Source organism: Salinisphaera sp. Q1T1-3 (assembly GCF_003602005.1).
Taxonomy (GTDB): Bacteria; Pseudomonadota; Gammaproteobacteria; order Nevskiales; family Salinisphaeraceae; genus Salinisphaera.
Genome location: NZ_QZWD01000002.1, coordinates 254,780 through 279,736 on the forward strand (window position 1 = coordinate 254,780; position 24,957 = coordinate 279,736).

At 64.2% G+C, this 24,957-nt stretch carries 22 protein-coding genes; 12 read left to right on the forward strand and 10 right to left on the reverse strand.

Annotated features, from left to right (window positions below):
* Positions 1–8 precede the first annotated feature (8 nt).
* Positions 9–719 carry a YggS family pyridoxal phosphate-dependent enzyme gene (locus tag D3260_RS03295; RefSeq protein ID WP_120097134.1) on the reverse strand — a complete coding sequence of 237 codons (711 nt, stop codon included), beginning with the start codon at positions 717–719 and terminating at the stop codon, positions 9–11.
* A 101-nt stretch (positions 720–820) separates the two neighbouring features.
* Between D3260_RS03295 and D3260_RS03300 the strand changes: the two genes are divergently transcribed.
* The 6 genes from D3260_RS03300 to D3260_RS03325 all read left to right on the forward strand — a co-directional run bounded on the left by D3260_RS03300 (position 821) and on the right by D3260_RS03325 (position 6,755).
* The gene (locus D3260_RS03300) at positions 821–1,858 is read left to right on the forward strand and encodes a type IV pilus twitching motility protein PilT (protein WP_120097135.1); all 1,038 of its coding nucleotides are present in this window, start codon (positions 821–823) and stop codon (positions 1,856–1,858) included.
* 14 nt (positions 1,859–1,872) lie between these two features.
* Positions 1,873–3,042, forward strand: coding sequence for a PilT/PilU family type 4a pilus ATPase (locus D3260_RS03305; RefSeq protein ID WP_120097136.1), 1,170 nt, complete (start codon positions 1,873–1,875; stop codon positions 3,040–3,042).
* Positions 3,039–4,121 (forward strand): PilT/PilU family type 4a pilus ATPase, encoded by a 1,083-nt coding sequence (locus tag D3260_RS03310; RefSeq protein WP_120097137.1) that lies wholly within the window; start codon positions 3,039–3,041, stop codon positions 4,119–4,121. Before D3260_RS03305 ends, D3260_RS03310 begins: the two co-directional genes overlap by 4 nt.
* A gap of 31 nt (positions 4,122–4,152) precedes the next feature.
* Entirely contained in the window at positions 4,153–4,593 is a 441-nt protein-coding gene (locus D3260_RS03315; RefSeq protein ID WP_120097138.1) for an ATP-dependent zinc protease, read from the forward strand.
* Between the two features lie 80 nt (positions 4,594–4,673).
* Positions 4,674–5,579, forward strand: coding sequence for a 30S ribosomal protein S6--L-glutamate ligase (rimK, locus tag D3260_RS03320; protein WP_120097139.1), 906 nt, complete (start codon positions 4,674–4,676; stop codon positions 5,577–5,579).
* Between the two features lie 93 nt (positions 5,580–5,672).
* Positions 5,673–6,755: a succinylglutamate desuccinylase/aspartoacylase family protein gene (locus D3260_RS03325; RefSeq protein WP_120097140.1), complete on the forward strand. Its 1,083-nt coding sequence runs from the start codon at positions 5,673–5,675 to the stop codon at positions 6,753–6,755.
* Positions 6,756–6,782: 27 nt separating this feature from the next.
* Here D3260_RS03325 and D3260_RS03330 read toward each other — a convergent pair whose 3' ends face one another.
* From D3260_RS03330 to D3260_RS03350, 5 genes are all read right to left on the reverse strand, one after another.
* Positions 6,783–7,775: an aspartate carbamoyltransferase catalytic subunit gene (locus tag D3260_RS03330; protein WP_120097141.1), complete on the reverse strand. Its 993-nt coding sequence runs from the start codon at positions 7,773–7,775 to the stop codon at positions 6,783–6,785.
* Positions 7,776–7,835: 60 nt separating this feature from the next.
* Positions 7,836–8,339, reverse strand: a complete 504-nt coding sequence (pyrR, locus tag D3260_RS03335; RefSeq protein ID WP_120097142.1) for a bifunctional pyr operon transcriptional regulator/uracil phosphoribosyltransferase PyrR — start codon at positions 8,337–8,339, stop codon at positions 7,836–7,838.
* Positions 8,332–8,772, reverse strand: a complete 441-nt coding sequence (gene ruvX / locus D3260_RS03340; protein WP_120097242.1) for a Holliday junction resolvase RuvX — start codon at positions 8,770–8,772, stop codon at positions 8,332–8,334. The genes pyrR and ruvX overlap by 8 nt, the downstream gene beginning before the upstream one ends.
* On the reverse strand, positions 8,765–9,319 hold the full coding sequence (locus tag D3260_RS03345) for a YqgE/AlgH family protein (protein ID WP_120097143.1): 555 nt from the start codon (positions 9,317–9,319) through the stop codon (positions 8,765–8,767). The genes ruvX and D3260_RS03345 overlap by 8 nt, the downstream gene beginning before the upstream one ends.
* A 77-nt stretch (positions 9,320–9,396) precedes the next feature.
* The gene (locus tag D3260_RS03350) at positions 9,397–10,467 is read right to left on the reverse strand and encodes a DUF1615 domain-containing protein (protein WP_199671348.1); all 1,071 of its coding nucleotides are present in this window, start codon (positions 10,465–10,467) and stop codon (positions 9,397–9,399) included.
* 251 nt (positions 10,468–10,718) lie between these two features.
* On the opposite strand from D3260_RS03350, the gene D3260_RS03355 reads away from it, so the two are divergent.
* Together D3260_RS03355 and D3260_RS03360 are read left to right on the forward strand one after the other, a co-directional pair.
* Entirely contained in the window at positions 10,719–11,660 is a 942-nt protein-coding gene (locus tag D3260_RS03355) for a cobyrinic acid a,c-diamide synthase (RefSeq protein WP_120097243.1), read from the forward strand.
* Positions 11,644–12,909, forward strand: a complete 1,266-nt coding sequence (locus D3260_RS03360) for a toxic anion resistance protein (protein ID WP_120097145.1) — start codon at positions 11,644–11,646, stop codon at positions 12,907–12,909. Before D3260_RS03355 ends, D3260_RS03360 begins: the two co-directional genes overlap by 17 nt.
* A 270-nt stretch (positions 12,910–13,179) precedes the next feature.
* Here D3260_RS03360 and D3260_RS03365 read toward each other — a convergent pair whose 3' ends face one another.
* Positions 13,180–15,003 (reverse strand): DEAD/DEAH box helicase, encoded by a 1,824-nt coding sequence (locus D3260_RS03365; protein WP_120097146.1) that lies wholly within the window; start codon positions 15,001–15,003, stop codon positions 13,180–13,182.
* Positions 15,004–15,308: 305 nt separating this feature from the next.
* On the opposite strand from D3260_RS03365, the gene D3260_RS03370 reads away from it, so the two are divergent.
* The 3 genes from D3260_RS03370 to D3260_RS03380 all read left to right on the forward strand — a co-directional run bounded on the left by D3260_RS03370 (position 15,309) and on the right by D3260_RS03380 (position 20,080).
* The gene (locus D3260_RS03370) at positions 15,309–16,685 is read left to right on the forward strand and encodes an NAD-dependent succinate-semialdehyde dehydrogenase (protein ID WP_120097147.1); all 1,377 of its coding nucleotides are present in this window, start codon (positions 15,309–15,311) and stop codon (positions 16,683–16,685) included.
* A 799-nt stretch (positions 16,686–17,484) separates the two neighbouring features.
* Positions 17,485–18,564 carry a diguanylate cyclase gene (locus D3260_RS03375; RefSeq protein ID WP_147418094.1) on the forward strand — a complete coding sequence of 360 codons (1,080 nt, stop codon included), beginning with the start codon at positions 17,485–17,487 and terminating at the stop codon, positions 18,562–18,564.
* A 253-nt stretch (positions 18,565–18,817) separates the two neighbouring features.
* Positions 18,818–20,080 carry a WG repeat-containing protein gene (locus D3260_RS03380; protein ID WP_158583373.1) on the forward strand — a complete coding sequence of 421 codons (1,263 nt, stop codon included), beginning with the start codon at positions 18,818–18,820 and terminating at the stop codon, positions 20,078–20,080.
* Positions 20,081–20,406: 326 nt separating this feature from the next.
* On the opposite strand, the gene opgC is transcribed toward D3260_RS03380, so the two are convergent.
* Both opgC and D3260_RS03390 read right to left on the reverse strand, forming a co-directional pair.
* The gene (gene opgC, locus D3260_RS03385; RefSeq protein WP_120097150.1) at positions 20,407–21,597 is read right to left on the reverse strand and encodes an OpgC domain-containing protein; all 1,191 of its coding nucleotides are present in this window, start codon (positions 21,595–21,597) and stop codon (positions 20,407–20,409) included.
* Between the two features lie 298 nt (positions 21,598–21,895).
* Entirely contained in the window at positions 21,896–22,354 is a 459-nt protein-coding gene (locus tag D3260_RS03390; RefSeq protein WP_120097151.1) for a nuclear transport factor 2 family protein, read from the reverse strand.
* 83 nt (positions 22,355–22,437) lie between these two features.
* Here D3260_RS03390 and D3260_RS03395 point away from each other — a divergent pair, with 83 nt between their 5' ends.
* Positions 22,438–23,013, forward strand: a complete 576-nt coding sequence (locus D3260_RS03395; protein WP_120097152.1) for a TetR/AcrR family transcriptional regulator — start codon at positions 22,438–22,440, stop codon at positions 23,011–23,013.
* A gap of 327 nt (positions 23,014–23,340) precedes the next feature.
* On the opposite strand, the gene D3260_RS03400 is transcribed toward D3260_RS03395, so the two are convergent.
* Positions 23,341–24,957, reverse strand: coding sequence for a toxin-antitoxin system YwqK family antitoxin (locus D3260_RS03400; RefSeq protein WP_233543932.1), 1,617 nt, complete (start codon positions 24,955–24,957; stop codon positions 23,341–23,343).

Genomic DNA, 24,957 nt, shown 5'->3' on the forward strand with positions numbered 1-24,957 from the left:
GGGTCGGTTCACTGGCCTCGGGCGCCGAAGATCGCGGTGCCGATACGGATATGGGTCGCGCCCTCGGCAATCGCGGCCTCGAGATCCGCACTCATGCCCATCGACAGCGTATCGAGCGCGTGGCCGGCCGCATTCAGTCGCTCGCGTATCTCGCGCAGGGCAGCGAAGGGCCGGCGCTGGGCGGCGAAATCCTCGGTGTGGGCCGGAATCGTCATCAGCCCGCGAAGCCGCACATTATCGAGCTCGGCGATCCGGTCGGCGAGTGCTTCGACGGCGTCGGGTGCCACGCCGGACTTGCTCGTCTCGTCGTCGATATTGACCTGGATACAGGCATTGATCGGGGCAAGTGCGGCCGGGCGTTGCTCGGACAGGCGTCGGGCGATCTTGAAGCGGTCGATCGCATGGGTCCAGTCGAAATGCGCGGCGATGTCGCGGGTCTTGTTCGACTGGATGTCGCCGACGAAATGCCAGCGCGGCGCCGGCTCGGCCTTGGCCAGCGCCTCGATCTTGGCCAGCGCATCCTGCAGATAGTTCTCGCCGAAGTCGCGCTGCCCCGTGCCCAGAGCGCGCTCGACCATGGCGGCCGGTTTGGTCTTGCTGATCGCCACGAGATGGATCGTGGCAGGATCGCGGTCATGCTTTGCCGCGGCCGCGGCAATGCGCTCGTGCACGGCCGTCAGACGGGCGACGACATCGACATCGGTTTCGGCTTGGCTCATGGCAGCGGGCATCGCGATTGACTTGCCGGTAGGATAACGAAAAGCATGCGTTGCATTGTGGCCGTCGCGACCACCACGCACCGATCGACTGGGGGAAAGGGATGGACATCTCGCAACTGCTGGCATTCTCGGTCAAGCAGGGCGCATCGGATCTGCACCTGTCGGCCGGCCTGCCGCCGATGATTCGTGTCGATGGCGACATCCGCCGGATCAATCTGCCCGCGATGGAGGACAAGGAGGTCTTCGGGCTCGTTCAGGACATCATGAACGATCGGCAGCGCCGTGATTACGACGAGCATCTGGAAACCGACTTCTCCTTCGAGATCGATGGCTTGGCGCGCTTTCGCGTCAACGCGTTCCATCAGAACCGGGGCACCGGGGCAGTCTTTCGCACGATTCCTTCCGAAGTGCTATCGCTGGCCGATCTGGGCGCGCCGGCCAGTTTCGCCGAAATCGCATCGCTGCCACGCGGTCTGGTGCTGGTCACCGGGCCGACGGGGTCGGGCAAATCGACCACGCTGGCGGCGATGATCAACCACAAGAACCAGAACGAACTCGGGCATATCCTGACCATCGAGGACCCGATCGAGTTCGTGCACGCCTCGCAGAAATGCCTGATCAACCAGCGCGAGATCGCCCGCGACACCCATTCGTTTTCGGTCGCGCTGCGCAGCGCGCTGCGCGAGGATCCGGATACCATCCTCGTCGGCGAACTGCGCGATCTGGAAACCATCCGGCTGGCGCTGACCGCGGCCGAGACGGGGCATCTGGTCTTCGGCACGTTGCATACCTCGTCCGCGGCCAAGACGATCGACCGTGTGATCGACGTGTTTCCCGGCAGCGAGAAGGATATGGTGCGGGCCATGCTGTCCGAATCGCTGGTCGCGGTGATTTCGCAGACCCTGCTCAAGCGTCGCGACAGCGGCGGGCGGGTGGCCGCGCACGAGATCATGCGCGGCACGCCGGCGATTCGTAACCTGATTCGCGAAGGCAAGATCGCGCAGATGTATTCGGCGATCCAGACCGGTCAGACCGCCGGCATGCAGACGCTCGACCAGTGTCTGGCGGAGCTGGTGCGACGCGGTGAGGTCGAGCGCGAGGAGGCCCGTCGTCGCGCCGCCAATCGCGACGCGGTCTGAGCGGAGGCTGTTCCATGGATCGTAGTCAGGCCACCAAACTGGTGACGGTGCTGCTCGAGCGGCTGGTCAACGAGGGCGGGTCGGATCTGTTCATCACCGCCGGGTTTCCGCCGGCGATCAAGAAGGACGGGCAGCTCACGCCGTTGATGGAGCGCCCTCTCACCGAGGAACAATCGGCGTTGATGGTCCGGACCATCATGAACGATCGACAGACCCGCGAATTCGACGAATTCCGCGAGGCACAGTTCGCGATTTCGCCGGCGATCGGGCGTTTCCGTGTCTCGGCCTTTGTCCAGCAGGGCCGCGTCGGGGCCGTGATCCGTGTCATCAATACCGAGATCCCGGCGTTCGAATCGCTCGGTCTGCCGCCTGCGCTCAAGACGCTGGTGATGGGCGAGCGCGGGCTGATCCTGTTCGTCGGTGCGACCGGCTCGGGCAAGTCGACCTCGCTCGCGGCCATGATCGGCTATCGCAATGCCGAGTCGGCCGGCCATATCATCACGATCGAGGACCCGGTCGAGTTCGTCCATCCGCACGGCCGCTCGATCGTCACCCAGCGCGAAGTCGGCGTGGATACGCAGTCCTGGGAGAACGCGCTGAAGAACACGTTGCGCCAGGCCCCGAATGTCATCCTCATCGGCGAAGTGCGCTCGCGCGAGACGATGGAATACGCGCTCAACTTCGCCGAGACGGGGCATCTGGTTCTGGCCACGCTGCATGCGAACAATGCCAACCAGGCGCTGGAGCGAGTGCTCAATTTCTTCGACGAGGGCAAGCGCGATCAATTGCTCATGGATCTGTCGCTGAACCTGCGGGCCATCGTCTCCCAGCGTCTCGTGCGTCGCGAGGGCGGCGGTCGGGCCGCCGCGGTCGAGATCCTGCGCGACACGCCGCTGGTCTCCGACATGATCTTCAAGGGCCGCATCGGCGAGCTGCGCGAGGTGATGGCACGCGGCAGAGAGCAGGGCATGCAGACCTTCGACCAGCATCTGTTCGATCTTTACGAGGCCGGCGTGATCGACCTGACCGAGGCACTGCGGCATGCCGATTCGCAGAACGAGCTGCGGTTGTCGATCAAGCTGCACGGCACGCGCGATGTGACCAATCTGCTCGAAGACGAGGATATCGACGCCTTGAGCGTCGACGATGAATCCAGCGAACACCGGAGAGATCGTCGCTCATGAACGATCGACTGCGACTCGAGCCCTATCTCGAACTGGCCATGGACAAGGGCGCTTCCGATCTGTATTTCACTACGCATGCGCCGGTGATGATGCGGGTCGAGGGCCAGCTCCACCCGCTGCGTGCTGCCGAGGCGGCCACATTGACGCCGACCGTGCTCGAGCAACTCGTCCACGACACGCTCACCGAGGAACAGCGTGAGGTCTTCGCCGCCGAGCGCGAGCTCGACTTCGCGTTTCGCTACGGCATGCGCGGGCGTTTTCGTGCCAACGTGTTCCGCCAGCGCGGCTCGGCCGCCATGGTGCTGCGCAACATCGGCCATGTGCCGACGCTGGCCGAATTCGAGATGCCCGATGTGCTCGCGCGCCTGGCGATGCAAAAGCGTGGCCTCGTGCTGGTTGTCGGTGCGACCGGTGCCGGCAAGTCGACGACGCTGGCGGCCATGCTGAATCATCGCAACGAGAGCAGCTCGAACCATATCCTGACGATCGAGGATCCGGTCGAGTTCATGTTCCGGCACAAGCGCTCGATCGTGAACCAGCGCGAGATCGGCACCGACACCAACAGCTTTGCCCGGGCCCTGCGTTCGGCGATCCGCGAAGCCCCGGACGTCGTGCAGATCGGCGAGGTGCGTGATCACGAAACCGCCGATGCCTGTCTGCAGCTGGCCAATACCGGTCATCTGGCGATGGCCACGATGCACGCCTCCAACACCTATCAGTGTCTCCAGCGACTGACCTCGCTGTTTCCCGAGAGTGCGCGGACCGCGATGTACATGGATCTGTCGCTGAACCTGCGGGCGATCGTCTGTCAGCGGCTCGTGGCCACGCCCGACGGCAAACGCACTGCGGCCTACGAGATCCTGCTGAACACCCCGCATATCGCGGATCTGATCCTGAATGGGCGGCTCGACGCGGTTGCCGAGGCCCTGTCGGTGGCCGACGGCGCGGACGGGGCGATCAGCTTCGACAATGCCCTGATCGGTCTCGTGCAGGCCGGGCGCATTTCGGCGGAAGAGGCCCAGGCCCATGCCGACTCGCCGGACAACCTGCACAGCCGCATGATGTTCGATCAACGATGAGGAGGTCGGCACGGCGTCGTCCCGACAACGCATGACCAAAAAACAGATCACCATCGGCTGGCGCGAGTGGGTCAGCCTGCCTGAGCTGGGCATCGATGCCATCAAGGCCAAGATCGATACCGGCGCCCGGACCTCGGCGTTGCATACCTTTTCCCTGGAGACCGGGCGCGAACACGGGGCTCGGGTCGCGCGTTTCGGGGTGCACCCGATGCAGGGGGATGCGGAGACGATTGTGTGGTGCACCGCGCCGATCGTCGACGAACGCAACGTGCGCGACTCCGGGGGCCACCGCGAGTGGCGCTACGTGATCGCCACACCGCTGGCGATGGGCGATCGCCGATGGACGGTCGAGATTACGCTGACTGCGCGCGATACAATGCTGTTTCGGATGCTCGTCGGCCGCACGGCCATGCGCGATCTGTGTGTTGATCCGAGTGCTTCCTTTCTGACCGGGCGTTCCGGTTCCCAATAAATGCCGCCGGCGCCACGACGCCGGCGGTTCGAATTCATCTTGACGCCGTCGGGCGTCGCCATCTGGCACGGGGTCTCGCCATGCATATCGCCATCATGTCTCGGAATCGGCAGCTCTATTCGACGCGTCGTCTCATCGAGGCGGGCAAGGAGCGCGGTCACGACGTTTCGATCGTGGACCCGTTGCGCTGCTACATGAACATCGTGCCGCACGCGCCGGAGATTCATTACAAGGGCCGCAAGCTCGAAGGCATCGACGCGGTGATTCCGCGTATCGGCGCCTCGATCACCTTCTATGCCACGGCCGTGCTGCGCCAGTTCGAGATGATCGGTGTCTATCCGCTCAACGAGTCGGTTGCCATCTCCCGATCCCGCGACAAGCTGCGTTCGATGCAGCTGCTGTCGCGCAAGGGCATCGGCCTGCCGGTGACCGGTTTCGCCCACAGCCCGGACGACACCGACGATCTGCTCGAACTGGTGGGCGGCAACCAGTACGTGATCAAGCTGACCGAAGGCACGCAGGGCAAGGGCGTGGTGCTGACCGAGACCCGCGGAGCCGCCGAGTCGGTGATCGACGCCTTTCGCGGCCTGGATGCCCACTTTCTGGTCCAGGAATACGTCAAGGAAGCCCGCGGCGCGGACATCCGCTGTTTCGTGATCGGCGAGAAGGTCGTCGCCTCGATGAAACGTCAGGGCAAGGACGGCGATTTCCGCTCCAACCTGCATCGCGGTGGCACGGCCAGCGTGGTCAAGATCACGCCTGAGGAGCGCTCGACCGCGGTCCGTGCCGCCAAGATCATGGGGTTGAACGTGGCCGGTGTGGACCTGCTGCGCTCCAACCACGGCCCGGTGGTCATGGAGGTCAATTCCTCGCCGGGCCTGGAAGGCATCGAACGCGCGACGAGCAAGGATATCGCCGGTCAGATCATCGGCTTCATCGAGAACAACTCCAAGCGCGGCAAGACGCGTACCCGCGGCGCGGGATGACGCATCGCCCGGCGTTCAGCCAGGCGCGATTATATTGTGGATCAGGCAGTGCCGGGCGGCGCTGCCTTTTTTCATGAGGCGAGCAGGCAGCGCATGGACGACAGTCGAGACAACAGGTCACAGGGCCCGGAGATTCTGGAAATCGCCGGCCGACGGATTGCTCGCGGTGAGCGCGCGAGCCTGGAGATTCCGGTCGCCGATCTGTACACGCACACGAAGCTGACCATGCCGGTCAACGTGATCCGCAGCGAAGCGCCCGGGCCGGTGATGTTCATTTCGGCGGCGGTGCACGGCGACGAGCTCAACGGCGTGGAGATCATCCGGCGGCTTTTGCGTCTGCGCCAGCTGCGGCGTCTGCGCGGCACCATCATCGCGGTGCCGATCGTCAACGTTCATGGGTTTCTGCGCAATTCGCGCTACCTGCCGGATCGGCGTGATCTGAACCGCTCTTTTCCCGGCAGCAGCAACGGTTCGGTGGCCGGCCGGCTGGCCAAGGTCTTCATCGACGAAATCGTGCTCAACGCCGATTACGGGATCGATCTGCATACCGGGGCCGTGCACCGCGCGAATCTGCCCCAGATCCGGGCCGATCTGTCACAGGCGACCGTGCGGGACATGGCCGATGCGTTCGGCTGCCCGTTGTTGATCGATGCGCCGCTGCGAGAGGGTTCGCTCCGGGAATACGCGGATCGCAAGGGCGTGCCGCTGCTGCTTTACGAAGCCGGCGAGGCCCTGCGCTTCGATGAATTCTCGATCCGGGCAGGCGTGCGCGGCGTGGTTGGAGTGATGCGGCATCTGGGTATGCTGCCGGCGCGTCGACAGGCCAGCACGCCGGCTGCCCCCGTCGTGGCCACGGATTCCTCGTGGGAGCGGGCGCCTGAGTCCGGCATTCTGCGGATGCTGGTCGATCTGGGGCAGCATGTGGAGGCCGGCCAGGTGCTCGGCTATGTCGCAGACCCGTTCGGCGAAACGGAAGTCGCTATCCAGGCCGAGCATGCCGGCATCGTCATCGGTCGGACCTATCTGCCGCTGGCGCATGCCGGCGATGCGATCTATCACGTCGCCCGCGTGAAGGGCGCCGAGGCGCTTGCCGCGCGTGTGGAACAATTCCAGGAGGCCCATGAGCCGGATGACGCGACCGATCGCGGTCTGTCCGGCGAGCCGCCGTTGGTGTGATACCGCGCGCCGGCCGTGTGCGCGGGCTCAGACGAGGCCGTGCACCGGCCGGGCCGACGGCGGCGCGGCCGAGTTGCCCGCGATCAGCGCCATGACGGCCATGCGGATGCCGATGCCGTTGCGTACCTGTTCGAGAATCACGGACTGACCGGAGTAGGCCACGTCGGCGGTGATCTCCACGTCGCGGTTGATCGGCCCCGGGTGCATGATCAGGGCATCGGGCCGGGCGTGGGCCAGGTTGGTCGGATTCAGGCCGAAGCGGCGGTGATAATCGTCGACGCCGGCCAGCGTTTCGTCGGCGATGCGCTCGCGCTGGATACGCAGCCCCATGACCACATCGGCATCACGCAGGCCGGCTGCGATATTCTCGGTCGCGCTTACCCCCAGGGCGGCCGGATCGGCGGGCAGGAATTCGGCCGGACCGACGAGGCGGATATCGCGCGTGCCGAGCGTGCGCAGTGCGTGGATGGTCGAATGCGCGACGCGCGAGTGCACGATATCGCCCACGATCGCCACACGTAGATTGCTGAAGTCCGGTCGATGACGGCGGATCGTGAATACATCGAGCAGCGCCTGCGTGGGATGCGCGTGGCTGCCGTCGCCGGCATTGACGATCGCTACGCCGGGGGCCGCGTGTGCGGCGAAACGGGCGGCCGCGCCGTTGTCCGGGTGCCGGATCGCGAAGATATCCGCGCCCATGGCCTGGAGCGTGAACAGGGTGTCCAGGTCATCCTCGCCCTTGGTGCGCGACGAGGTCCCCACATCCATGTTGATCACGTCGGCCGAGAGCCGCTTGGCGGCGAGTTCGAACGTCGTGCGGGTCCGTGTGGAGTTCTCGAAGAACAGGTTGAACACGGTTTTGCCACGCAGCAGCGGGACTTTCTTCGGCGGGGCGCCCATTTCGGGCACGAACGATTCGGCCGTATCCAGAATCTGCTCGATCAGCGGACGGGGCAGACCTTCCGTGGTGATGAGATGGCGCAGGCGCCCGTCGGCATCGAGCTGGATATCGTTGTTCATGCAAGTCTGGCGTGGTGGCGGAAGGAAAGGCCGCGAAGACGTCGGATCGCGGCCGTCTTGTCAGCGCTGTTCGAGCTGCAGCGGCTCGGGCCCGGTCAGTTTGATGCGCTGCTCGGCCGGCAGATCCAGCGTCAGACCGACGGCGTCGGGTGCGAAGGGCAGCTCGCGCGTGCCGCGATCAACCAGTACCGCCAGCCGCACGGCAGCCGGGCGGCCGTAGTCGAACAGTTCGTTGAGCGCGGCGCGCACCGTGCGCCCCGTGTAGAGCACGTCGTCGACGAGGATGACGGTCGCATCGTCGATATCCGCCGGGATATGCGACGGGCCGACACTCGGGTGCAGTCCGACGGTCGAGAAATCATCGCGATAGAAACTGATGTTGATCGTGCACAGCGGCGCGCTCAGGCCGAAGTGGGCGTGCAGGCGCTCGGCGATCCAGGCGCCGCCGGTCTCCACGCCGACAATCACCACGTCCGGCTGTTCGGCCACCACCGGGGTGAGTTGTTCGGTGAGTCGGGCCAGGGCCGCGTCCACATCGTAGGTTCGAGTCGGGGTATCAGTCATGGATCGTTCCCTGTAACCAGCTTTCGAGTATGACCTGTGCGGCCATGGCGTCCGAATCACCCTTGGCCAGGCGCTTGCCCCGGCTGCCCGAGGCCCGTGCGGCGGCCAGCCGTTCCCGTGCTTCGATCGTTGAATATCGTTCGTCAACGAGATGGGCCCGTTTGCGATACCGGCCCCAGAGTTCGTCGGCGAAATTCCTGGCCCTGTTGGTCATCTTCTGGGTCGCCCCGTCGACATTCAACGGCAGACCGACGACGAAGATGTCGGGCCGCCATTCGGCGACCAGCGTGTCCAGCCGGGGCCAGTCCGGTTGGCCATCGATATGGGCGTGGGTCACCAGCGGTTTGGCGGTGCCGGCGATCGCGTTGCCGATAGCGATGCCGACCCGGCGTTTGCCATAGTCGAAGCCGAGCGCGAGCTCGGCCTCAGGCATGTCCGGCCCGCCCGGACAGCTGGTGTGCCTCCAGGCCGAGCAGGCCGGCAGCATCGGCCCAGCGCCGCTCGGCCGGTGAGGAGAAGATGATGCGTGACTCGGCCGGCGTGGTCAGCCAGCTGTTGGCCAGCATCTCGGATTCGAGCTGGCCGGCGCCCCAGCCGGCATAGCCGAGCGTGATGAGATAAGCGCTCGGGCCGAATCCGTTGCCGATCGCCTCGAGGATGTCGCGGGAGGTCGTGATCGCCAGACCGCCGTCGATATGAAGGCTGGATTCCCAGTCGCCTTCGTCGACATGCAGCACGAAGCCGCGCTCGGTCTGGACCGGGCCGCCCCAGTAGACCGGCATGTCTCGATCGACGTGGGCCTCGATATCCAGCTGCGAGAGCATGTCGGCGAAGGCCAGATCGCTCGGCTTGTTGATCACGAGCCCCATGGCGCCGTCGTCGTTGTGCTCGGCCAGCAGCGTGACGCTGGACGAGAAATCACCCTCGACCTGGCCGGGCATCGCGAGGAGGAACTGATTTTTGAACTGCGCAGATTGCATGGCACTAATTATCGGGCGCGCGTGGCGTTGCAGCAAATATCGGCCACCGGGCATGGCATTGGCCGGGCTGAGGTACACTATGTCCTGTCGCGTGCCATGCAGTCGTGCCAGCGTGATGCCACCCGCTTGGCGAACCAGGCGGTGGTCAGGTGTCGCGTGATCTTCGGGCTGTCGAGCGTGATACCCGGCAGGATGGCGCGCGCGACCGGTTTACCGGCCTGCTGGTCGGCCAGTGCCATGACCCGCGTGTACAGATGGGTCTGGCTGAAATCGGCTGTGTTTTCCTGCGCCAGGGCCTCGTGAATGGCCCGCTCGTCCAGGTCCAGAGATGACGACAGCGTGCGCGTGGCGCGCTCGGTCTGGCTCGTGCGGCGCCGGCCCGGGATGACGAGATCACCGTCGAGCGCCAGTGAGATACCGGTCAGTCGGCTGACCGCGCGCTGGAAGGCCGCGTTGCGACTGGCATACCAGCCGGCGTTGTAATCGGCGAAACGATAGAGCGGCCTGTCGTAATCGGCCGGATAGCCGAGCAGGTGGCGAACACCGAAATATACGCCGCCGCGTCGAGAGAACACTTCATGGCGAATCGAGCCGTCGATGTCGTAGGGGTAATCGTCGGCGTGGGCCTTGGCGAAATCCACGTCGACCTGCATGGGGCCACCGGTGTGCACCGGGTTGAACGAGCCCAGCAGTGTGTGGCCGAGCGGCACACGGCCGACGAAGTCCTCGAACAGGTCACTGAGCTGGCCTTCGGTCTTCACGTCGGACAGACGTTGATCGTAGGTGCGACCGTTGCTGGATTTCAGGCGCAGGGCGGCATCGAGCAGGGCCTGCGGAACGTGGGCCGCGCGCGCCCGCCGTGCCAATTCATCATGCGCAATGCGCCCGAGGCCGCTGACCTGCGGGTCGGCTTCGAAGCCGGATTCCTGACCGATCACGGCGATGGTGGCACAGACGTGGGTCGGCGTCGTGGCGATATTCTGGGTGGAGAGCGCGACATAGATCGCCTGCGACCAGCCGCTTCGGTCGTGCACATCGCTTGGCAGACGCTCGGCGATATCCTGCTGGATACGCGCCGGCGATCGCCCGGGCTCGCTCGGTGGGTGCCAGCGTGCACAGCCGGCCAGTACCAGAGCCGCCATGCCCATGGCCAAGCCGGCCCTGACGAGGCTGGCGCGGCAGTGAAATCGCCGACCACGCGGGTGTGAGACGGTCGGTGCGCGATTCGATCCGGAGTCCATCGGATCGATTGGAACATATTCCGGCGCCGGTCGGGCCGTCGACGGTCGGTCGTCATGTACGGCGCGCCTGGCGTGCCATGGGTTTGATGTTTGTCGCCGTGACCCCCATGAACAGGGAAGATCAGGCGAAGGTACGAGAGGGCTTACCGGGTTCAGTCATGTTCGGATTTCTTCAGGGTTTCGCTTACGGGCTGTTCCTGTCATGTCTGCCGTGGTTTCTTATCGGCATGCTGGACCCACGGCTGGCGGTGCCGACAGAGCCGCCGACGCGCTGGCGCGCGATCCTGCGTTACTGGTTTGGTGTGCCGTTCGTGGCTTTCGTGCTGTGGCTGACATCGCTCTGGGGCGGTTTCTCTCCGAGTTTTCTCGGTTGGCTGACGGGGCTCGGAGCGCTGGCCGTGGCGGTGCCGGCCGAGCGCTGGTGGCATCGCCTGACGCGTCGCCGAGCGCATCGGCGGCGGCGGGCGATTACCGAGGCAGAAAACCGGCGCGCACGGGCCGAAGCCGAACGGGATGCGCGCGAGGCCGGGCTTGCCGAACTCGATCCGAGCCGGCCGCCGGCCGATGCAGATCCGGTCGTGCACGCCTTGTGCCGCGCCAAACAGATGCTGCTGGACAGCGAGCGTACCGATCTCGCGGCTCAGGCCGATCGGCTCTATACCCGTTATCGCCGCGTGCTCGATGTGCTGGCGGACAAGTTCGACGCCCGTGAAATCACCTTCGAGCGCTCGCGTGCGATGGTCGGCCAGGTCGGGCTGTCCGCTGCCGATAACCTGAGCGCGATGGGGGCATTGGCCGCTGGCGTTGTGGGGATCGATACCGCGTATGTGCGTCGGCGGCTCGCCGAGCGATCGAGCCGACAGGTGGCCAACGAGCGGGACGCACTCCAACAGCGTCTTGATCTGGTGGCCGATACCGAACGACGACTGGCCGAGCTGTCTGCACACAACGAAACCGCGATGACGACGCTGGACAATGCGGTCGTGGTGATGTCGCGCGTCGACACCGGACGGCCGCAGGCGGATGTCGCGACCGATGAGGCCCTGGCCGATCTGAAACGCTTCATGGACAAGGCGGAGCGCTATGGACACACGCACTGAACAGGAACCGGTCGGCCGGCCCAGCGCCGAAAGCACCGGGTCGTCGCCGTTATCGCTGCCGATCGACGAGATCGAACAGGAGATCGCCGCGCAGAGTACGCCGGCGCCGGAGTCCGCGGCCGAGGACGATGAACTCGCGGCCACGGCCGATGCGTTCGTCGCCGATGTGCTGGCGATGAACGATGCCGAAGCTGCAGCCGCGCAGGCCAAGCGCGAGGCGGTCGACGGCATGGGCGTGGAAGTCCAGCGTCGGGCAGCCCATCGCAGCCGCATGCTCGAAACGCCGATTCGCCAGCTCGCCCGGCACGGCGAGGACGGCGGGCCGGTCGCCAAGGCACTCACGGATCTGCGCGGTCGGATGCAGGCGCTCGACCCCAATCGGCACAAGCTCTCCGAAGGGCGCTTCGGGCGAGCGATGTCCTTCATTCCGGGTGTCGGCGGCCGACTGAACCGTTATTTCCAGAAGTTCGAGACAGCGCAGGAGGCGATCGATGCGATCATCGATGACCTCGAGTCCGGCAAGGACATGCTGCATCGAGACAACCTCACGCTCGCCGACGATCAGACGGCGCTCCGTGAGACGCTCGGCCAGCTCAAGCGCCAGATCGAGCTCGGCCAGCTCATCGATCGGCGTCTGACCGCGGCGGCCGAACGAGAGCCCGGCGACAGCCCGCAGCGCCGGTTCATCGAAGAAGAGCTGTTGTTCCCGCTGCGGCAACGCATCGTCGATCTGCAGCAGCAGCTCGCCGTGAGCCAGCAGGGCGTGTTGGCGCTCGAGGTCGTGATCCGCAACAACCGCGAACTCATGCGGGGTGTCGATCGGGCGCGCAATGTGACGGTCTCGGCGCTCAACGTGGCCGTGACCACGGCACTGGCACTGGCCAATCAGAAACTCGTGCTCGATCGTGTCGAGGCGCTGAATCGCACCACATCGGACATGATTGCCGGCACGGCAAGCCAGCTGCGGGCGCAGGGCGTGGATATCCAGAACCGCGGGGCGTCGGCCATGCTGGACATGGAACAACTCGAATCTGCCTTTGCCGATGTGCTCGGCGCGATCGACGATATCTCGCGCTACCGACGCGAGGCATTACCGCGGCTCGACGAACAGATCAGCCGGTTGTCGGAGATGGCCAGCCGCGGCGAGCGTGCCATCCAGGATCTCGATCGCGGCGATGCCGCGGCGATCGACCCCGCCGAGGTCGAGACCGGGACACGCACATCGTCGGCCGATGAACGCCGGCCGTAGCGCCGGGGCTGCGTGTGACCTGTTGCAGCGTCGGAATGCGCTGTACATGGCGGTGCCTGTTAGAGTCGAGGCATCACACATCCGCAAGGCGTCAAGTCATGGCGAATCGATTTCTGGCGAAGGCCAAGCGTTGGCTGAGCAAGCCACGCAACCAGCAGAAAGTGAAACGGGCCGCGCGATCGGCGTATCGGAAGTACAAGCAGCGTCGATGATGCCGCCACCGGCCGACTGGCCGGTGGCGGGGGCACCGACGCCAGCGCGGCGCACGCCCTAGCGCGAGTCCGACTGGCGTCGCGGCTTGTGCCGCTTCTTGGCTTTCGCCCCGGTCTTGGCTTTGTCGCCTTTTTTCGCCGATTTCTTGTGGCGCGGCTTGTCCTTGGACGGCTTGCCGCGCGAGCCGGGCGCGCTTTCGCCGAAGCTGTTCTTCACCCGGGTGATCGCGAGCTGGCGATTGGCCACCCAGACTGTCTTCAGATGGGCGAATACCTCGTCGGGCATGCCGCGCGGCAGGTCGACCAGGCTGAAATCGTCGTGAATCGCGATCCGCCCGATCTCCTTGCTGTCGACTCCGGCCTCGTTGGCGATGGCGCCGACGATATTGCGCGGCGCCACCCCGTGGGCACGTCCGACCTCGAGCCGGAAGGTCTCGAGGCCCATGCCGCCAGCGGCCTTCTTCTTGCCGCCTGATTTCTTGCCATCGTTGTCGTCGTGGAAGGCATGGCCGCTCGACTTGTCCACCGGCGTCGTGCCGAAGGCCAGCGGCTCGCCGCCCTGGGCCATATAGGCCAGGGCAGCAGCGAGATCGCGCGGTTCGACGTTGTGCGCCTGGCGATAGTCGTCGACGAGATCGGCGAAATCCGACAGGCCGCCGGTGGCGAGTGTATCGCTGATCCGTTGCTTGAAGCGTTCGATGCGCTGGGCGTTGACTTCGGCCATGCTTGGCACGTCCATCGGTTCGATGGCCTGGCCGGTGGCCCGTTCGATGTTCTTGAACAGACGCTTTTCGCGCATGGTCACGAACAGGATCGCATCGCCGGTGCGGCCGGCGCGTCCGGTCCGGCCGATACGGTGCACGTAGGATTCCGTGTCGTGCGGAATATCGAAGTTGATGACGTGGCTGATGCGTTCCACGTCGAGGCCGCGGGCGGCAACATCGGTCGCGACGATGATGTCCAGCTGCTTGTTCTTGAGCTGTGCGATCGTGCGTTCGCGCTGGGCCTGGACGATATCGCCGTTGAGCGCGGCACAGGCATAACCCCGAGCGGCGATCTTCTCGGCCAGTTCGTCGGTCGCCTTCTTGGTGCGGGCGAACACGATCATCGCATCGAACGGTTCGGCCTCCAGCAGACGGGTCAGCGCCTCGAGCTTGCTGATGCCGCCGCCGACGATCCAGTACCGCTGGCGGATGTTGGCCGCGGTCGTGGTGCGGGTCTTGATGGTGACTTCCGCCGGCTCGCGCAGATGGGTCTTGGCGATACGGCGCACCGCGGCCGGCATGGTCGCGGAGAACAACGCGACCTGACGTTCCGGCGGCGTGTTCTCGAATACCCATTCGACGTCATCGATGAAGCCCATGCGCAGCATCTCGTCGGCTTCGTCGAGGACCAGCCAGTCGAGATGGTCCAGGCGCAAGGTGCCGCGCTTGAGATGGTCGATGACTCGGCCGGGCGTGCCGACCACGACATCGACGCCGCGCTTCAGAGCGGTGAGCTGTGGGCCGTAGCCCTGGCCGCCGTAGATCGGCAGCACGTGGAAATCGGGCATGTGCGCGGCATACCGCTGGAATGCCTCGGCGACCTGAATGGCCAGTTCCCGTGTCGGTGTCAGCACCAGCGCGCGCGGTGCCTGGGCCGTCACGCGCCGGTCGGCCGGAAGACTGGAGAGAATCGGCAGGGCAAACGCCGCGGTCTTGCCGGTGCCGGTCTGCGCCTGGCCCAGCACGTCGCGCCCGGACAGCAGCGGCGCGATGGTCGCGGCCTGAATGGGTGAGGGGGTCTCATAGCCGACGTCGGATAACGCTTTCAATACGGCATCGGACAACCCCATCGCCGAAAACGGCACGGGATCGGTTTCAGGGGAATTCGGGGAAGACATGCAAGGCCTGCAGGCTCGGACGCGCGTTGCGCCGGAAAACATCGCGCACGAAACCGGCGCGGAAAGCGACATCTTAACGGTTATCGCGCCCTGACGGTCGGCTTGCCGCTGAGTCGATCGGCCAAGGTGGGAGGCGGGGCGTCATACCAGGGACCGGAGCCAGCACGACGGGCCGCGCCACCTTACGGGAAAGCCCGTGCCTTGAAAGGTGCCGTGTTCAGCGCCATCACCTTCCCATCTGTCGTTGTGGCACACGAACCGCTGTCACGCGCCTCAACGACCCATGGCAGAACCTGGAGTGTCTTATGTCTCAAACGGTCACCACCATCAACCCGGCCACCGGCCAGGAAATTCGTCGGTTCGACACGATTTCCGATGCCGATCTGCAGCACAAGATCGAACAGACCCACGCCGCGTTCGAGGACTGGAAGCACTGGTCCTTCGAAGCGCGTGCGGTGCCGATTCGCAAGGTCGGCGAACTGCTGATGGCGAACAAGGATCGGTTGTCGCGTCTGATAACCGAGGAAATGGGCAAGCCGATCGCGCAGGCGCCCGGGGAGCTGGAGCTCTGTCAGGGCATCTGTGAATACAGCGCCGACCACGCGGCCGAGGTGCTGGCCGATGAGGCACGTGATCTACCGGGCGGTCGGGCGCTGGTCACGCATCAGCCTGTCGGGGTGATCTTCGGTATCCAGCCGTGGAATTTCCCCTTCTATCAGGTGGTCCGCTACACGATCGCCAACCTCATGGCCGGCAACACGGTCCTGCTCAAGCATGCACCGAATGTCTGGGGCTGCGCCGAGGCGCTGGAAGCGATCATGCGTGAGGCCGGGCTGCCGAAGAACGTGTTCAACGTGCTGTATATCCGCGACGATCAGGCCAGTCAGGTGACCGAACATCGTCTCGTGCGTGGTGTGACGTTCACCGGCAGTGCGGCGACCGGCCGCAAGATCGCCGCCGATGCAGGCCAGCACTTGAAGAAGACGGTGCTTGAGCTCGGCAGTAACGATGCTTTCCTCGTGCTCGAGGATGCCGATATCGACAAGGCGGTCGATGCCTGTGTGACCGGCCGTATCAACAACAACGGCCAGACCTGCGTGGCAGCCAAGCGGTTCGTCGTCGTCGACGCGGTCTACGACAAGTTCCGCAATGCCTATCTCGAGAAGATGAAACAGATCGAGTTCGGCGATCCGCGCGACGAGAACACACAGCTTGGCCCCGTGGCGCGCGAGGATCTGCGAGACGAGCTCCACGCCCAGGTCAAGGAATCGGTGGCCAAGGGGGCGAGCTGCCTCATTGGTGGTGAAGTGCCGGATGTGGCCGGCTGGTTCTATCCGGTCACGATCCTGGAAAATGTCGAGCCGGGCATGCCGGCCTACGACGGCGAGTTGTTCGGCCCGGTCGCCTCGCTCATTCGTGCCAAGGACGAAGCGGACGCGATCCGGATCGCCAACGATTCGGTCTACGGCCTGGGTGGCGGCATTTTCTCCGAAGACGAGGCGCGCGCCGTGCAGATCGCGCGGGACCATTTCGATACCGGGATGGTCAGCATCAACGGCTACTACATCGCGCAGCCGAATCTACCGTTCGGTGGCGTCAAGGATAGTGGCTACGGTCGTGAACACGGCGGCTTCGGCATGCGGGAGTTCATCAACAGCAAATCGTTGATGATCGCGCAGTAGTTGAACCGGGCGCGCCGCCATGGTGGCGCGCCCGCTCCGTGCGCCGTGATGTCGATCACCGAGGCCGCGGCTGCGATGCGCCCGGCCATCCGTTGTGGGCTGCAACGCGGTCACGGCGACGTGTTATGAATCCGGCACCCGAACAGCTGACGACGTCAGCTGTTTTCAACGCCATCGAAAGAAACGCCGGCCCTTGTCCGTCTTTTTATTTTCAATGGCTTCACGGCCTTTGGCCGTGGTGCGCGTGCTTTCGCACACGCGCGTTATCAACCCGAAAAATCATCTATTTTTATGCTGGGTTAATAACAGGCCTTGACCCGCGCGATGCAGATATTGTGCTTGCGTGCCCCTTGCTCTGGATCGATGCGTGCTGCGAGCAATGGCCGGTAGCAGCCGCTTCGCCTGGCCGGCCAGGCCCGAATGCTGTCGCCGAGGTCTGCGCGGATTGGCGGGCGCGGCTCAGGCTTCGTTCTGCGGCAAGATGGTGTATGCCCACCGAGCGGTGGTGAACGGTCGGGTCTTTTGTTGGCGCTGTTTTCAGAGCCGGACCGGTTGTTTGCAACCGACTAAGCGCAAATAGCGCGCAGCGCCTTTGCCCGGCAATCGGCGTATGCTGCCCGGCGCGCTGCGGCACGGCTGGCTTCTCAGGTCGTGACCGACGCTGGGAATCTGTTTCTCGTGCGGGCATGTGTCAGACTGCGCGCCAGTTTTTTCGTGACTGACTGCGCCGTTGTCGACGATATCCAAGATATGGCGCGTAGGCACCGAGGGTACGGATGCCGGACTGAGGCGACGCATCATGCTGTCGAACCAGCTCGGCCTGTTCGGCATCGTCACGACGATCCCGTATCAGATTCTCTATGCGTTTCTCTCGCTGTCGACGTATGGCCCGCTTTTCGAGAGCAATCTGGCCGTCATGGGCGGTTATGCCTGGATACTGTGGGCCAATCATCACGGCCGCTATGCCTCAGCCCGCAACTTTGCGGTCAGCCTGGTGATGTTGCAGCTGTTGGCCGTGACCTGGTATGTCGGCCCCGGCATCGGCGTGCATCTGTTCTATTTCACCATTGGTGCGATCCTGCCGCTGCTATTCGAAAGAGCGTGTGCCTCGACGATCACACTGTTCGCTTCGGCTAACATTGGTCTGTTCTGGCTCTGTGATCGCGATTTCATGCGGGCCGCCCCGATGCTCGGCCTGCCCGCACCGGTCACCACCGGATTGTTTGTTCTGAGTCTGGTCGGTGCCATCGCGCTGACCTGTGCGTTTGTGCTCTTGTTTCGCATGGAGATCGATGCCGTCGAGGCACGGTTGACCGATTCGAACCGCAAGCTGGCCCGTCTCAGCGAAACCGATGCACTGACGGAACTGCCGAACCGCAGGGCCATGGAGGCGTTTCTCGATCACTGGCGTGACGAGCACTCGTGTGTGGGCATCATTCTCTGTGACATCGATCACTTCAAGTCCTACAACGACTACTACGGTCATGCCCGTGGCGATCTGGTTCTGCAGGCCATCAGCGGCATCCTGACCCGGACCATGCGACAGGGCGTCGATCTCGTGGCGCGCTACGGCGGCGAGGAATTCATCATCCTGATGCCGCGTGCCACGCTCGGCTCGACGCTGGACGCGGCCGAGCGGCTGCGAGTGGCCGTAGAGACGATGCCGCTCGCCGACCGGCCGCGCACCATGACGACGAGCGCCGTGACCTTGAGTGTCGGCTACAGCCTGTTCGATCCGATTGAACAGGCCGACCCTGAAGCCGCCATCGAGGAGGCGGATCAGGCCCTGTATCGGGCCAAGCGCGGCGGACGCAATCGCGTGGTCGGGCGCACGGCCGGCTTGGTGCCGGCCGAAGAAAATCGCCTTCCGGGCATTTGATGTGTGAGCCCCTCGGTTGCATGCCGAGTCAATACAAGCCGTCGATGGCCTCGTCGTTTCAAGACAGCGGCCGGCGCCATGTTCATCGGCAGCGCTTCGGTTACTTGGTTATGCTTGACGCCGCCGCGGCATCGATCGACGCCCGGTCATGACGATTGTCCGGGAGACGACGATGCATCAAACGCCGCCGCGACGCAGGCGATCGTATGGGCTGGGACTGGCGCTTCTTGTCGCCGCGGGCGCCGTGACTGGCATGGCAAGGGCCGAAACGCCGGCGGGCGAGTCGGCCAAGGCACCGCGCCTACTGCCGATCTGCGCGGGCAAGAGCTACGATTCGGCTTGCGGCCTGCTCAGACGCGACGGTACATGGGCCGTCACACCCCGTTATGGCGCGTTGTACGCCCGCGATGATGGGTGGCGTTTCATGCAGGACGGGCGCAGCGGCCTGCTTGATCCCGACGGCAAGCCGTGGCTGGACGCCCGATACAAGTTCATCGGCGCCTTCCATGACGAGCGCGCGAAGGCGTCGAGTTCGACCGGCAATTACGGCTATATCGACCGGCAGGGGCAGTGGATTGTCGAGCCAACGTATCTGATCGCCAAGAGCATGCATGACGGTCTGGCGCCGGTCTGCAAGTCCGGTCGCGAAGACGGCGACAGCGGCCTGCGTTGTCATTATATCGATCGTGACGGCAAGCGTGCCTTTGACGGCGATTTCGCCGACGCCGAGCCGTTCGAGCACGGCGTGGCCGTCGTCCAGCCGATCGGCTCCAACACGATCAGCCTGGACGGACGACGGATCGGGGTCATCGACACCGAGGGGCATATGCGCATCGACTATGCGGCGCGCAACGCCTTGAGCGTGGTCGGGCCGGATCGGATCATCGAAGCCACGCCAGAGCGCTACGCGCTGATCGATTTCAACGACAAGACACTGTTCCGTGTCTCCCACGACGGGGTGCTGCGCGACGCTTCGCCGACACTGATGACCTACCGTAAGCTGCCGGGTCAGCACTACGGTCTGCGAAACAAGGCGACCACCGATGTCGTCGTGGCACCGGAAAACGGATATGCGAGCTGGCCGGTGTTCGAACACGGTACGGCAACGGCCCGTTCGGCGGGCGACCACGGACGGCTGAATGCGATGCTGATCGACACGCAGGGCAATGTCCTGATCGAGCCGGGGCAATACAACGGCATCGGTCCGTTCTACGAGGGCGTGGGCCCGGTCAGTGCGAAACGCTATGAGTGGCAGTTGGTCACGATCGACGGCGAGAAATTGACCGACGCGGTGTTCAGACAGATCGAGCCCGCCTGGCAGAGTGCTCCGCAGACTCGCCGGACCGGTGATGTCTGGGAAGCCGTGCCGATCGATGCGCCGGGAGATCATGTCTGGCTGGACAATCGTGGCCAGACGATCGCGCGCGTGACCGAGCTCGACTGCGGCGTCGAGATCGTCAAGAACGGCGACGGACAGCGGATCTGGCCGAAACAGCTTGATGAAAAATGCGAGTGATCGATGACTGGCGGCGTCATCGATCAATCAGGGCCTGTTATTAATCCGGCACCAAAACAGCTGACGATGTCAGCTGTTTTCAACGCCATCGAAAGAAACGCCGGCCCTTGTCCGTCTTTTTATTTTCAATGGCTTCACGGCCGTTGGCCGTGGCGCGCCTGCTGTCGCACACGCGCATTATCAACCCGAAAAATCATCTATTTTTATGCCGGGTTAATAACAGTTCGCACGTGACCGCGTGGCCGGTTTCTGGGCGCACGCGGGAAGTATTAACACGCCCTAGTACCTGCATAGGGCCGGGAGCTGACTGTTTGCGCGCGGTGTGATCAGGCAGGGGATGATCGGCGCGTGCGTCTGCGTTGGCGCTGCCATCTCCACAGGTAGGCCGGAATAGTCAGCGAGCCGAGACAAACCAGCGTATAGGCGCCGTAGATCACCGGCCCGAACGCACGGATATGCCATCCGACGAGAAGCGTGAAATAGACGATGAACAGGTGGAAGGTGAACACCTGGATCGATGCCTGGCCGAGACTGGCGAACCAGGGCAGGCGGGCGCTGACCGGCACCCGGGTCATGAGCCAGGCCGCGATGACGAGTACGCCGGCAAAGTCGAGTATGCGGAGCCAGCCCAGGTCGTCTCTCGTCACCGCCGCCGGTGAGAGCGACAGGCCAAGGACCTCATGCCGGGTCAGGCAAAGCACTGCGATGAACAGGGCAGGGCCGACGAACAGCCAGGTCGGCGTCCGGTGCACGCGTTGCTGGATAGCGTCGCGATAGATGCCGAGCAGCAAGCCGAGAACCCACACGAGTTGCCAGGAAAGCAGATTGAAGAACGGCGTGCGAAGCTCGGCGATGAAAAAGGAATCGAGCGCACCGACCGGATCACTGGTTCGCCCGAGACCCCAGAGCGCAAGACTGCCGCCGAGAACGAGGGCGGGCCCCGCGCGGTACCGAAGCCAGGGAATCAGCGCCGGCGTCAGGGCGACGAAGACGACATACATCGGCAATATGTCGAAAAACGTCGGCGTATTGACCAGTAGCATCGACGCCGTCGACCAGCTGAGCGGGTGAACGATCAGCGCCTCGAAGCTCCAGTAATGGATCAGCGCGGGCGAAAAACAGGCCAGGCCGACGAGCAGAGACAAGGCCAGCGCGTGATGCCGGTAGATCAAACCGGCGCGGCGCAGTGACTGTCGTACGAGCATCATCGACGAAGACGCGCGGCGGACGTACACCAGGGCGTACATATAGCCCGACAGAAAGACGAATCCTTCCGCGGCCGAGGCATACCCGAACGGTTCGAAGGTCAGATGCTCGAGCGGGCCGCCGAGATGATCGATCATCATGGTCGCCAGCATCAGCCCACGCAGACTGTCGACGCGATGGTCTCGTCCGGCACAGGCGGTATTGGTCGCCGTGGCGGGTGTTGAGCCAACCCGGTTCAGCGTATTGGCCGATCCCGATCGTGTCGTGTCGGCCGCGTCGCCGGCGATGTCCTGTGTGTCCTTGCGCCCCATGATTGGTTCTTCTGCCCGGTCGATGGCCGTGGACGCAGCAAATCGAGGACCAGTGGGAGAATTCGCGCGATTTCAATCGTTTATCGAGGTCTTCGATATCGGTTGTAATGTGACTGTCATTTTTTTCGACAGGCGATCGAGTGGAATCGAACGCGATCGGAGCGCGGACACACAACGCTTGGCCGTGATCATCGACAGTTGATCGATGGCGCGACGGGCTGGGGCACACCATCGGAACATGGGTCAAGGACGGCGCTGCGACGAGGCCGATCGTCGCGGCGCCATTCGGCCATTGGCCTCAGAGGCCGAGTGCACTCAGACCGGGATGATCGTCGGGCCGCCGGCCCAGTGGCCAGTGGAACAGCCGGTCGGCTTCGGCAATCGGCAAATCGTTGATGCTGGCCAAACGTGTTTGCATGAGACCGTCAGCTGCGAAGTGCCAGTTCTCGTTGCCGTATGACCGAAACCATTGGCCGGCTTCGTTGTGCCACTCGTAGGCAAAGCGAACGGCGAGGCGGTCACTCCCGTGGGCCCAGAGTTCCTTGATCAGGCGATAGTCGAGCTCGCGACGCCATTTCTCGGCCAGAAATGCGCGAACCTCGTCGCGGCCGGATAGGAACGTGGCGCGGTTGCGCCAGCGTGTGTCCGTAGTATAGACCCGCGCCACACGGTCCGGATCACGCGTGTTCCAGGCATCCTCGGCGTTGCGAACCTTGCCGAGGGCGCCAGCCTCGTCGAAAGGTGGGGCGAGCGACATGTGTAGCCTCCTATGTCATGTAGACCAATCTGTCTACGTGGCAGAGCATAGAATGAGTAGACCGACTTGTCTACAATGCGCCAATGCAAGCAAGAGACACCACGCCAGAACGGCCCGGCGCTCGTGAGCGTATCCTCACAGCGGCTCGGGCCCTGTTCTACGAGCACGGGATCCGCGCGACCGGCACCAATCGCCTGATCGAGACCGCGGGGGTGACGAAAGTCACCTTCTATCGGCATTTCCCGAGCAAGGATGCTCTGGTCGTGGCGTTTCTCGACGACCGACACGAGCGCTGGCTGGCCTGGTTCGATGACGCGCTCACACGTCACGGGCGGCAGCCGCAGGCGATCGTCGGGGCGCTCGGCGAGTGGTTTGCCCGCGCCGATTATCGCGGATGTGCCTTTCTCAATACCGTGGCCGAGCAGGGCACCGTGCTACCCGACACGCATGTACGTGCGCGCGTGCACAAGCAGGCCATGACACGCCTCATCGATTCCCTGCTGCCGTCGACACCGAGGGATGATGCGCTTGCCGAACAGCTTGCGATGGCTGTTGACGGCGCCATCGCCTGGGCAGTCTTCACCGAGCCGGCGGTGGTTCTGGCATCGCTCGATCGAACGATTGCCGCGCTCGTCTCGTCCGATCGGGCGGGCCGCTGATCGCCAGGGGCATCCCGGCGCCGGTTGGCACAAACCACGGCAGGCAAGGCGCCCCGGCGCGAAACCGGTTTCGGCCCCGGGGCGCTACCCGAAGAGCCGGACTGTTTTCCCGCAATTGGGCGTTGCCGCTTGCTTGTGGGGCATAGCGACACCGCGCTCCCGCCGCCTTGTCTTGCACAAAGAGCCGCCGTCCCGTCGGGTTGCGCCCCAAAACCGGCCATGCGGCGTTGCACGGCTTGACCCTGGAATGACCAAGATCGGCGCCATGCGCCTTGCCTGGCCGGTTTTGGGGCGGCAACGCGGTCACGTGCGAAGTGTTAACAGGCCCTAGGTGGGCGAGGGGCGGGCCCAGTCCGGCAGTCGATCACGACAATAAGCGGCCGCGCTCGGTGTATCCGGGGCGTCGAAATCGGGCGTGTCCTGGCGCTTGCCGTGGTCGTACCGAGGGCAATTCCTGATCTGACCGTCGTCGTCGTAGATGACCCAGACGCCGTGTTCCTCGCCGTCGTCGTCATAGTCGCCGGCAGCCCGGAGTTCGTCGTCGGGCGTGACGACTTCCCAGTGGCCGGTACGCTGGTCGTCGTCGTAGGTGCCGCGCCAGATCAGGTCCGAATTCTTCTCGCTGATCCGCCAGGTGCCGACCCGTTGGCCCTGGCGGTAGGTGCCGCGTTCGATGACACGGCCTTGCCTGTCGTAGCTTATGTATTGGCCGTCGCGTTTGCCGTTGTCGTAGTGGAACGTCGCGGCCAGATTCCCGTCGCTATCCACGCGTTCGGCTTTACCCTGCGGCTTGCCCTGATCGTTGTAATGGCCCTGTTCGGAGCCTTCCTCGCCGCGTGCGAAGACAATGTATGACCCGGTCGGCTGGTTGTCCTGCCGGACCTGATGCTGAATGACACGGCCGTCCGGGGCGTATTCGGTCTCGCTGCGTCGATCGATGTCGAGATACCGGATCTGGCGCGTGTGAATGTAGCCTTCACGGGTGAAGCTCTCCTCGACTCGACGGCGCTCGTCGTCTTCGCCGGTGACGTACTCATGTTGCATGAGCCGGCCGGACTTGAGGTTGAATCGCTTGCGCGCAATCACGTCCTGGCTGCCGTCGTCGGCGTAGACGATTTCCCGATACAGCTTGCCGTTGCCGCTGTACTCCTTCCAGCTGCCGACCGGTTTGCCCTGGGCATAGTGATGTTCACTGAGCGGCCGATGCGGGTTGGTGGCGAAACGACGTTCCGGCCCGTCCTTCTTCGCATGGGCGTAATGGACCTCGTGCTTGAGCTCGCCGCCATTGAAATAACGAAACCAGCCGTGTGGTACGTCGTTGTGGTAGTGCGCACGCTCACGGACCACGCGCGTGTCGCCGGGGCTGGCATATTTTTCGGCGACACCTTCGCGTTTGTCGTTCCGGTAATGCGCGATATAGAACAACTTGCCCTTGATGAAGTGCTTGAACACGCCGTGACGCTTGTCGTCGACGTATTCGGTCAGGCATCTGATGTTTTCGTGTTCATCGAAACAACGCATGGTGCCATCGCGTTTGCCGTGCTTGTACTCGATCGTCGACTTGATCGACTGGTCGCGCCGGTAATCCGTGATCACCCCGTCCAGCGCACCGTTCGCATCGCGATGTCCGTGTTGTTCCTTCGTATGATCATCGAACCGATAGGCTGTGAACTCGCCGACCAGATCGGTCTCGTCATCGGTGTAATCGGGGTCGTTGATGAAAGTCCGGAGGACCTTGCCACCGTCTTCGATCGTATCGATCGCCAAGGGCCAGAGCCCGTCGTCTTGCTTCGGACCGACGGTGACCTTGTAGGCCGCCTTGTCGCGGCTCGTGAGTTCGTCGTCCAAGTCCAGCCAGTAAGTGCCGACGGCCTCGTCGGCACAGGCAGCGCCGGCCATCAGCAGCAGAGCGAGGGTGGCGAGTCGGTGCAGCTGGCGTGTCAT

What these genes read in the sequence shown, in the direction of transcription:
- rimK (WP_120097139.1), top strand. Translation starts at nt 4,674, where the DNA reads ATGCATATCGCCATCATGTCTCGGAATCGGCAGCTCTATTCGACGCGT.
- opgC (WP_120097150.1), bottom strand. Translation starts at nt 21,597, where the DNA reads ATGGGGCGCAAGGACACACAGGACATCGCCGGCGACGCGGCCGACACG.
- pyrR (WP_120097142.1), bottom strand. Translation starts at nt 8,339, where the DNA reads ATGACTGATACCCCGACTCGAACCTACGATGTGGACGCGGCCCTGGCC.
- D3260_RS03370 (WP_120097147.1), top strand. Translation starts at nt 15,309, where the DNA reads ATGTCTCAAACGGTCACCACCATCAACCCGGCCACCGGCCAGGAAATT.
- D3260_RS03295 (WP_120097134.1), bottom strand. Translation starts at nt 719, where the DNA reads ATGAGCCAAGCCGAAACCGATGTCGATGTCGTCGCCCGTCTGACGGCC.
- D3260_RS03345 (WP_120097143.1), bottom strand. Translation starts at nt 9,319, where the DNA reads ATGCAATCTGCGCAGTTCAAAAATCAGTTCCTCCTCGCGATGCCCGGC.
- D3260_RS03355 (WP_120097243.1), top strand. Translation starts at nt 10,719, where the DNA reads ATGTTCGGATTTCTTCAGGGTTTCGCTTACGGGCTGTTCCTGTCATGT.
- D3260_RS03310 (WP_120097137.1), top strand. Translation starts at nt 3,039, where the DNA reads ATGAACGATCGACTGCGACTCGAGCCCTATCTCGAACTGGCCATGGAC.
- D3260_RS03390 (WP_120097151.1), bottom strand. Translation starts at nt 22,354, where the DNA reads ATGTCGCTCGCCCCACCTTTCGACGAGGCTGGCGCCCTCGGCAAGGTT.
- ruvX (WP_120097242.1), bottom strand. Translation starts at nt 8,772, where the DNA reads ATGCCTGAGGCCGAGCTCGCGCTCGGCTTCGACTATGGCAAACGCCGG.
- D3260_RS03380 (WP_158583373.1), top strand. Translation starts at nt 18,818, where the DNA reads ATGGCAAGGGCCGAAACGCCGGCGGGCGAGTCGGCCAAGGCACCGCGC.
- D3260_RS03360 (WP_120097145.1), top strand. Translation starts at nt 11,644, where the DNA reads ATGGACACACGCACTGAACAGGAACCGGTCGGCCGGCCCAGCGCCGAA.
- D3260_RS03365 (WP_120097146.1), bottom strand. Translation starts at nt 15,003, where the DNA reads ATGTCTTCCCCGAATTCCCCTGAAACCGATCCCGTGCCGTTTTCGGCG.
- D3260_RS03325 (WP_120097140.1), top strand. Translation starts at nt 5,673, where the DNA reads ATGGACGACAGTCGAGACAACAGGTCACAGGGCCCGGAGATTCTGGAA.
- D3260_RS03400 (WP_233543932.1), bottom strand. Translation starts at nt 24,957, where the DNA reads ATGACACGCCAGCTGCACCGACTCGCCACCCTCGCTCTGCTGCTGATG.
- D3260_RS03305 (WP_120097136.1), top strand. Translation starts at nt 1,873, where the DNA reads ATGGATCGTAGTCAGGCCACCAAACTGGTGACGGTGCTGCTCGAGCGG.
- D3260_RS03315 (WP_120097138.1), top strand. Translation starts at nt 4,153, where the DNA reads ATGACCAAAAAACAGATCACCATCGGCTGGCGCGAGTGGGTCAGCCTG.
- D3260_RS03395 (WP_120097152.1), top strand. Translation starts at nt 22,438, where the DNA reads ATGCAAGCAAGAGACACCACGCCAGAACGGCCCGGCGCTCGTGAGCGT.
- D3260_RS03330 (WP_120097141.1), bottom strand. Translation starts at nt 7,775, where the DNA reads ATGAACAACGATATCCAGCTCGATGCCGACGGGCGCCTGCGCCATCTC.
- D3260_RS03350 (WP_199671348.1), bottom strand. Translation starts at nt 10,467, where the DNA reads ATGGGCATGGCGGCTCTGGTACTGGCCGGCTGTGCACGCTGGCACCCA.
- D3260_RS03300 (WP_120097135.1), top strand. Translation starts at nt 821, where the DNA reads ATGGACATCTCGCAACTGCTGGCATTCTCGGTCAAGCAGGGCGCATCG.
- D3260_RS03375 (WP_147418094.1), top strand. Translation starts at nt 17,485, where the DNA reads ATGCTGTCGAACCAGCTCGGCCTGTTCGGCATCGTCACGACGATCCCG.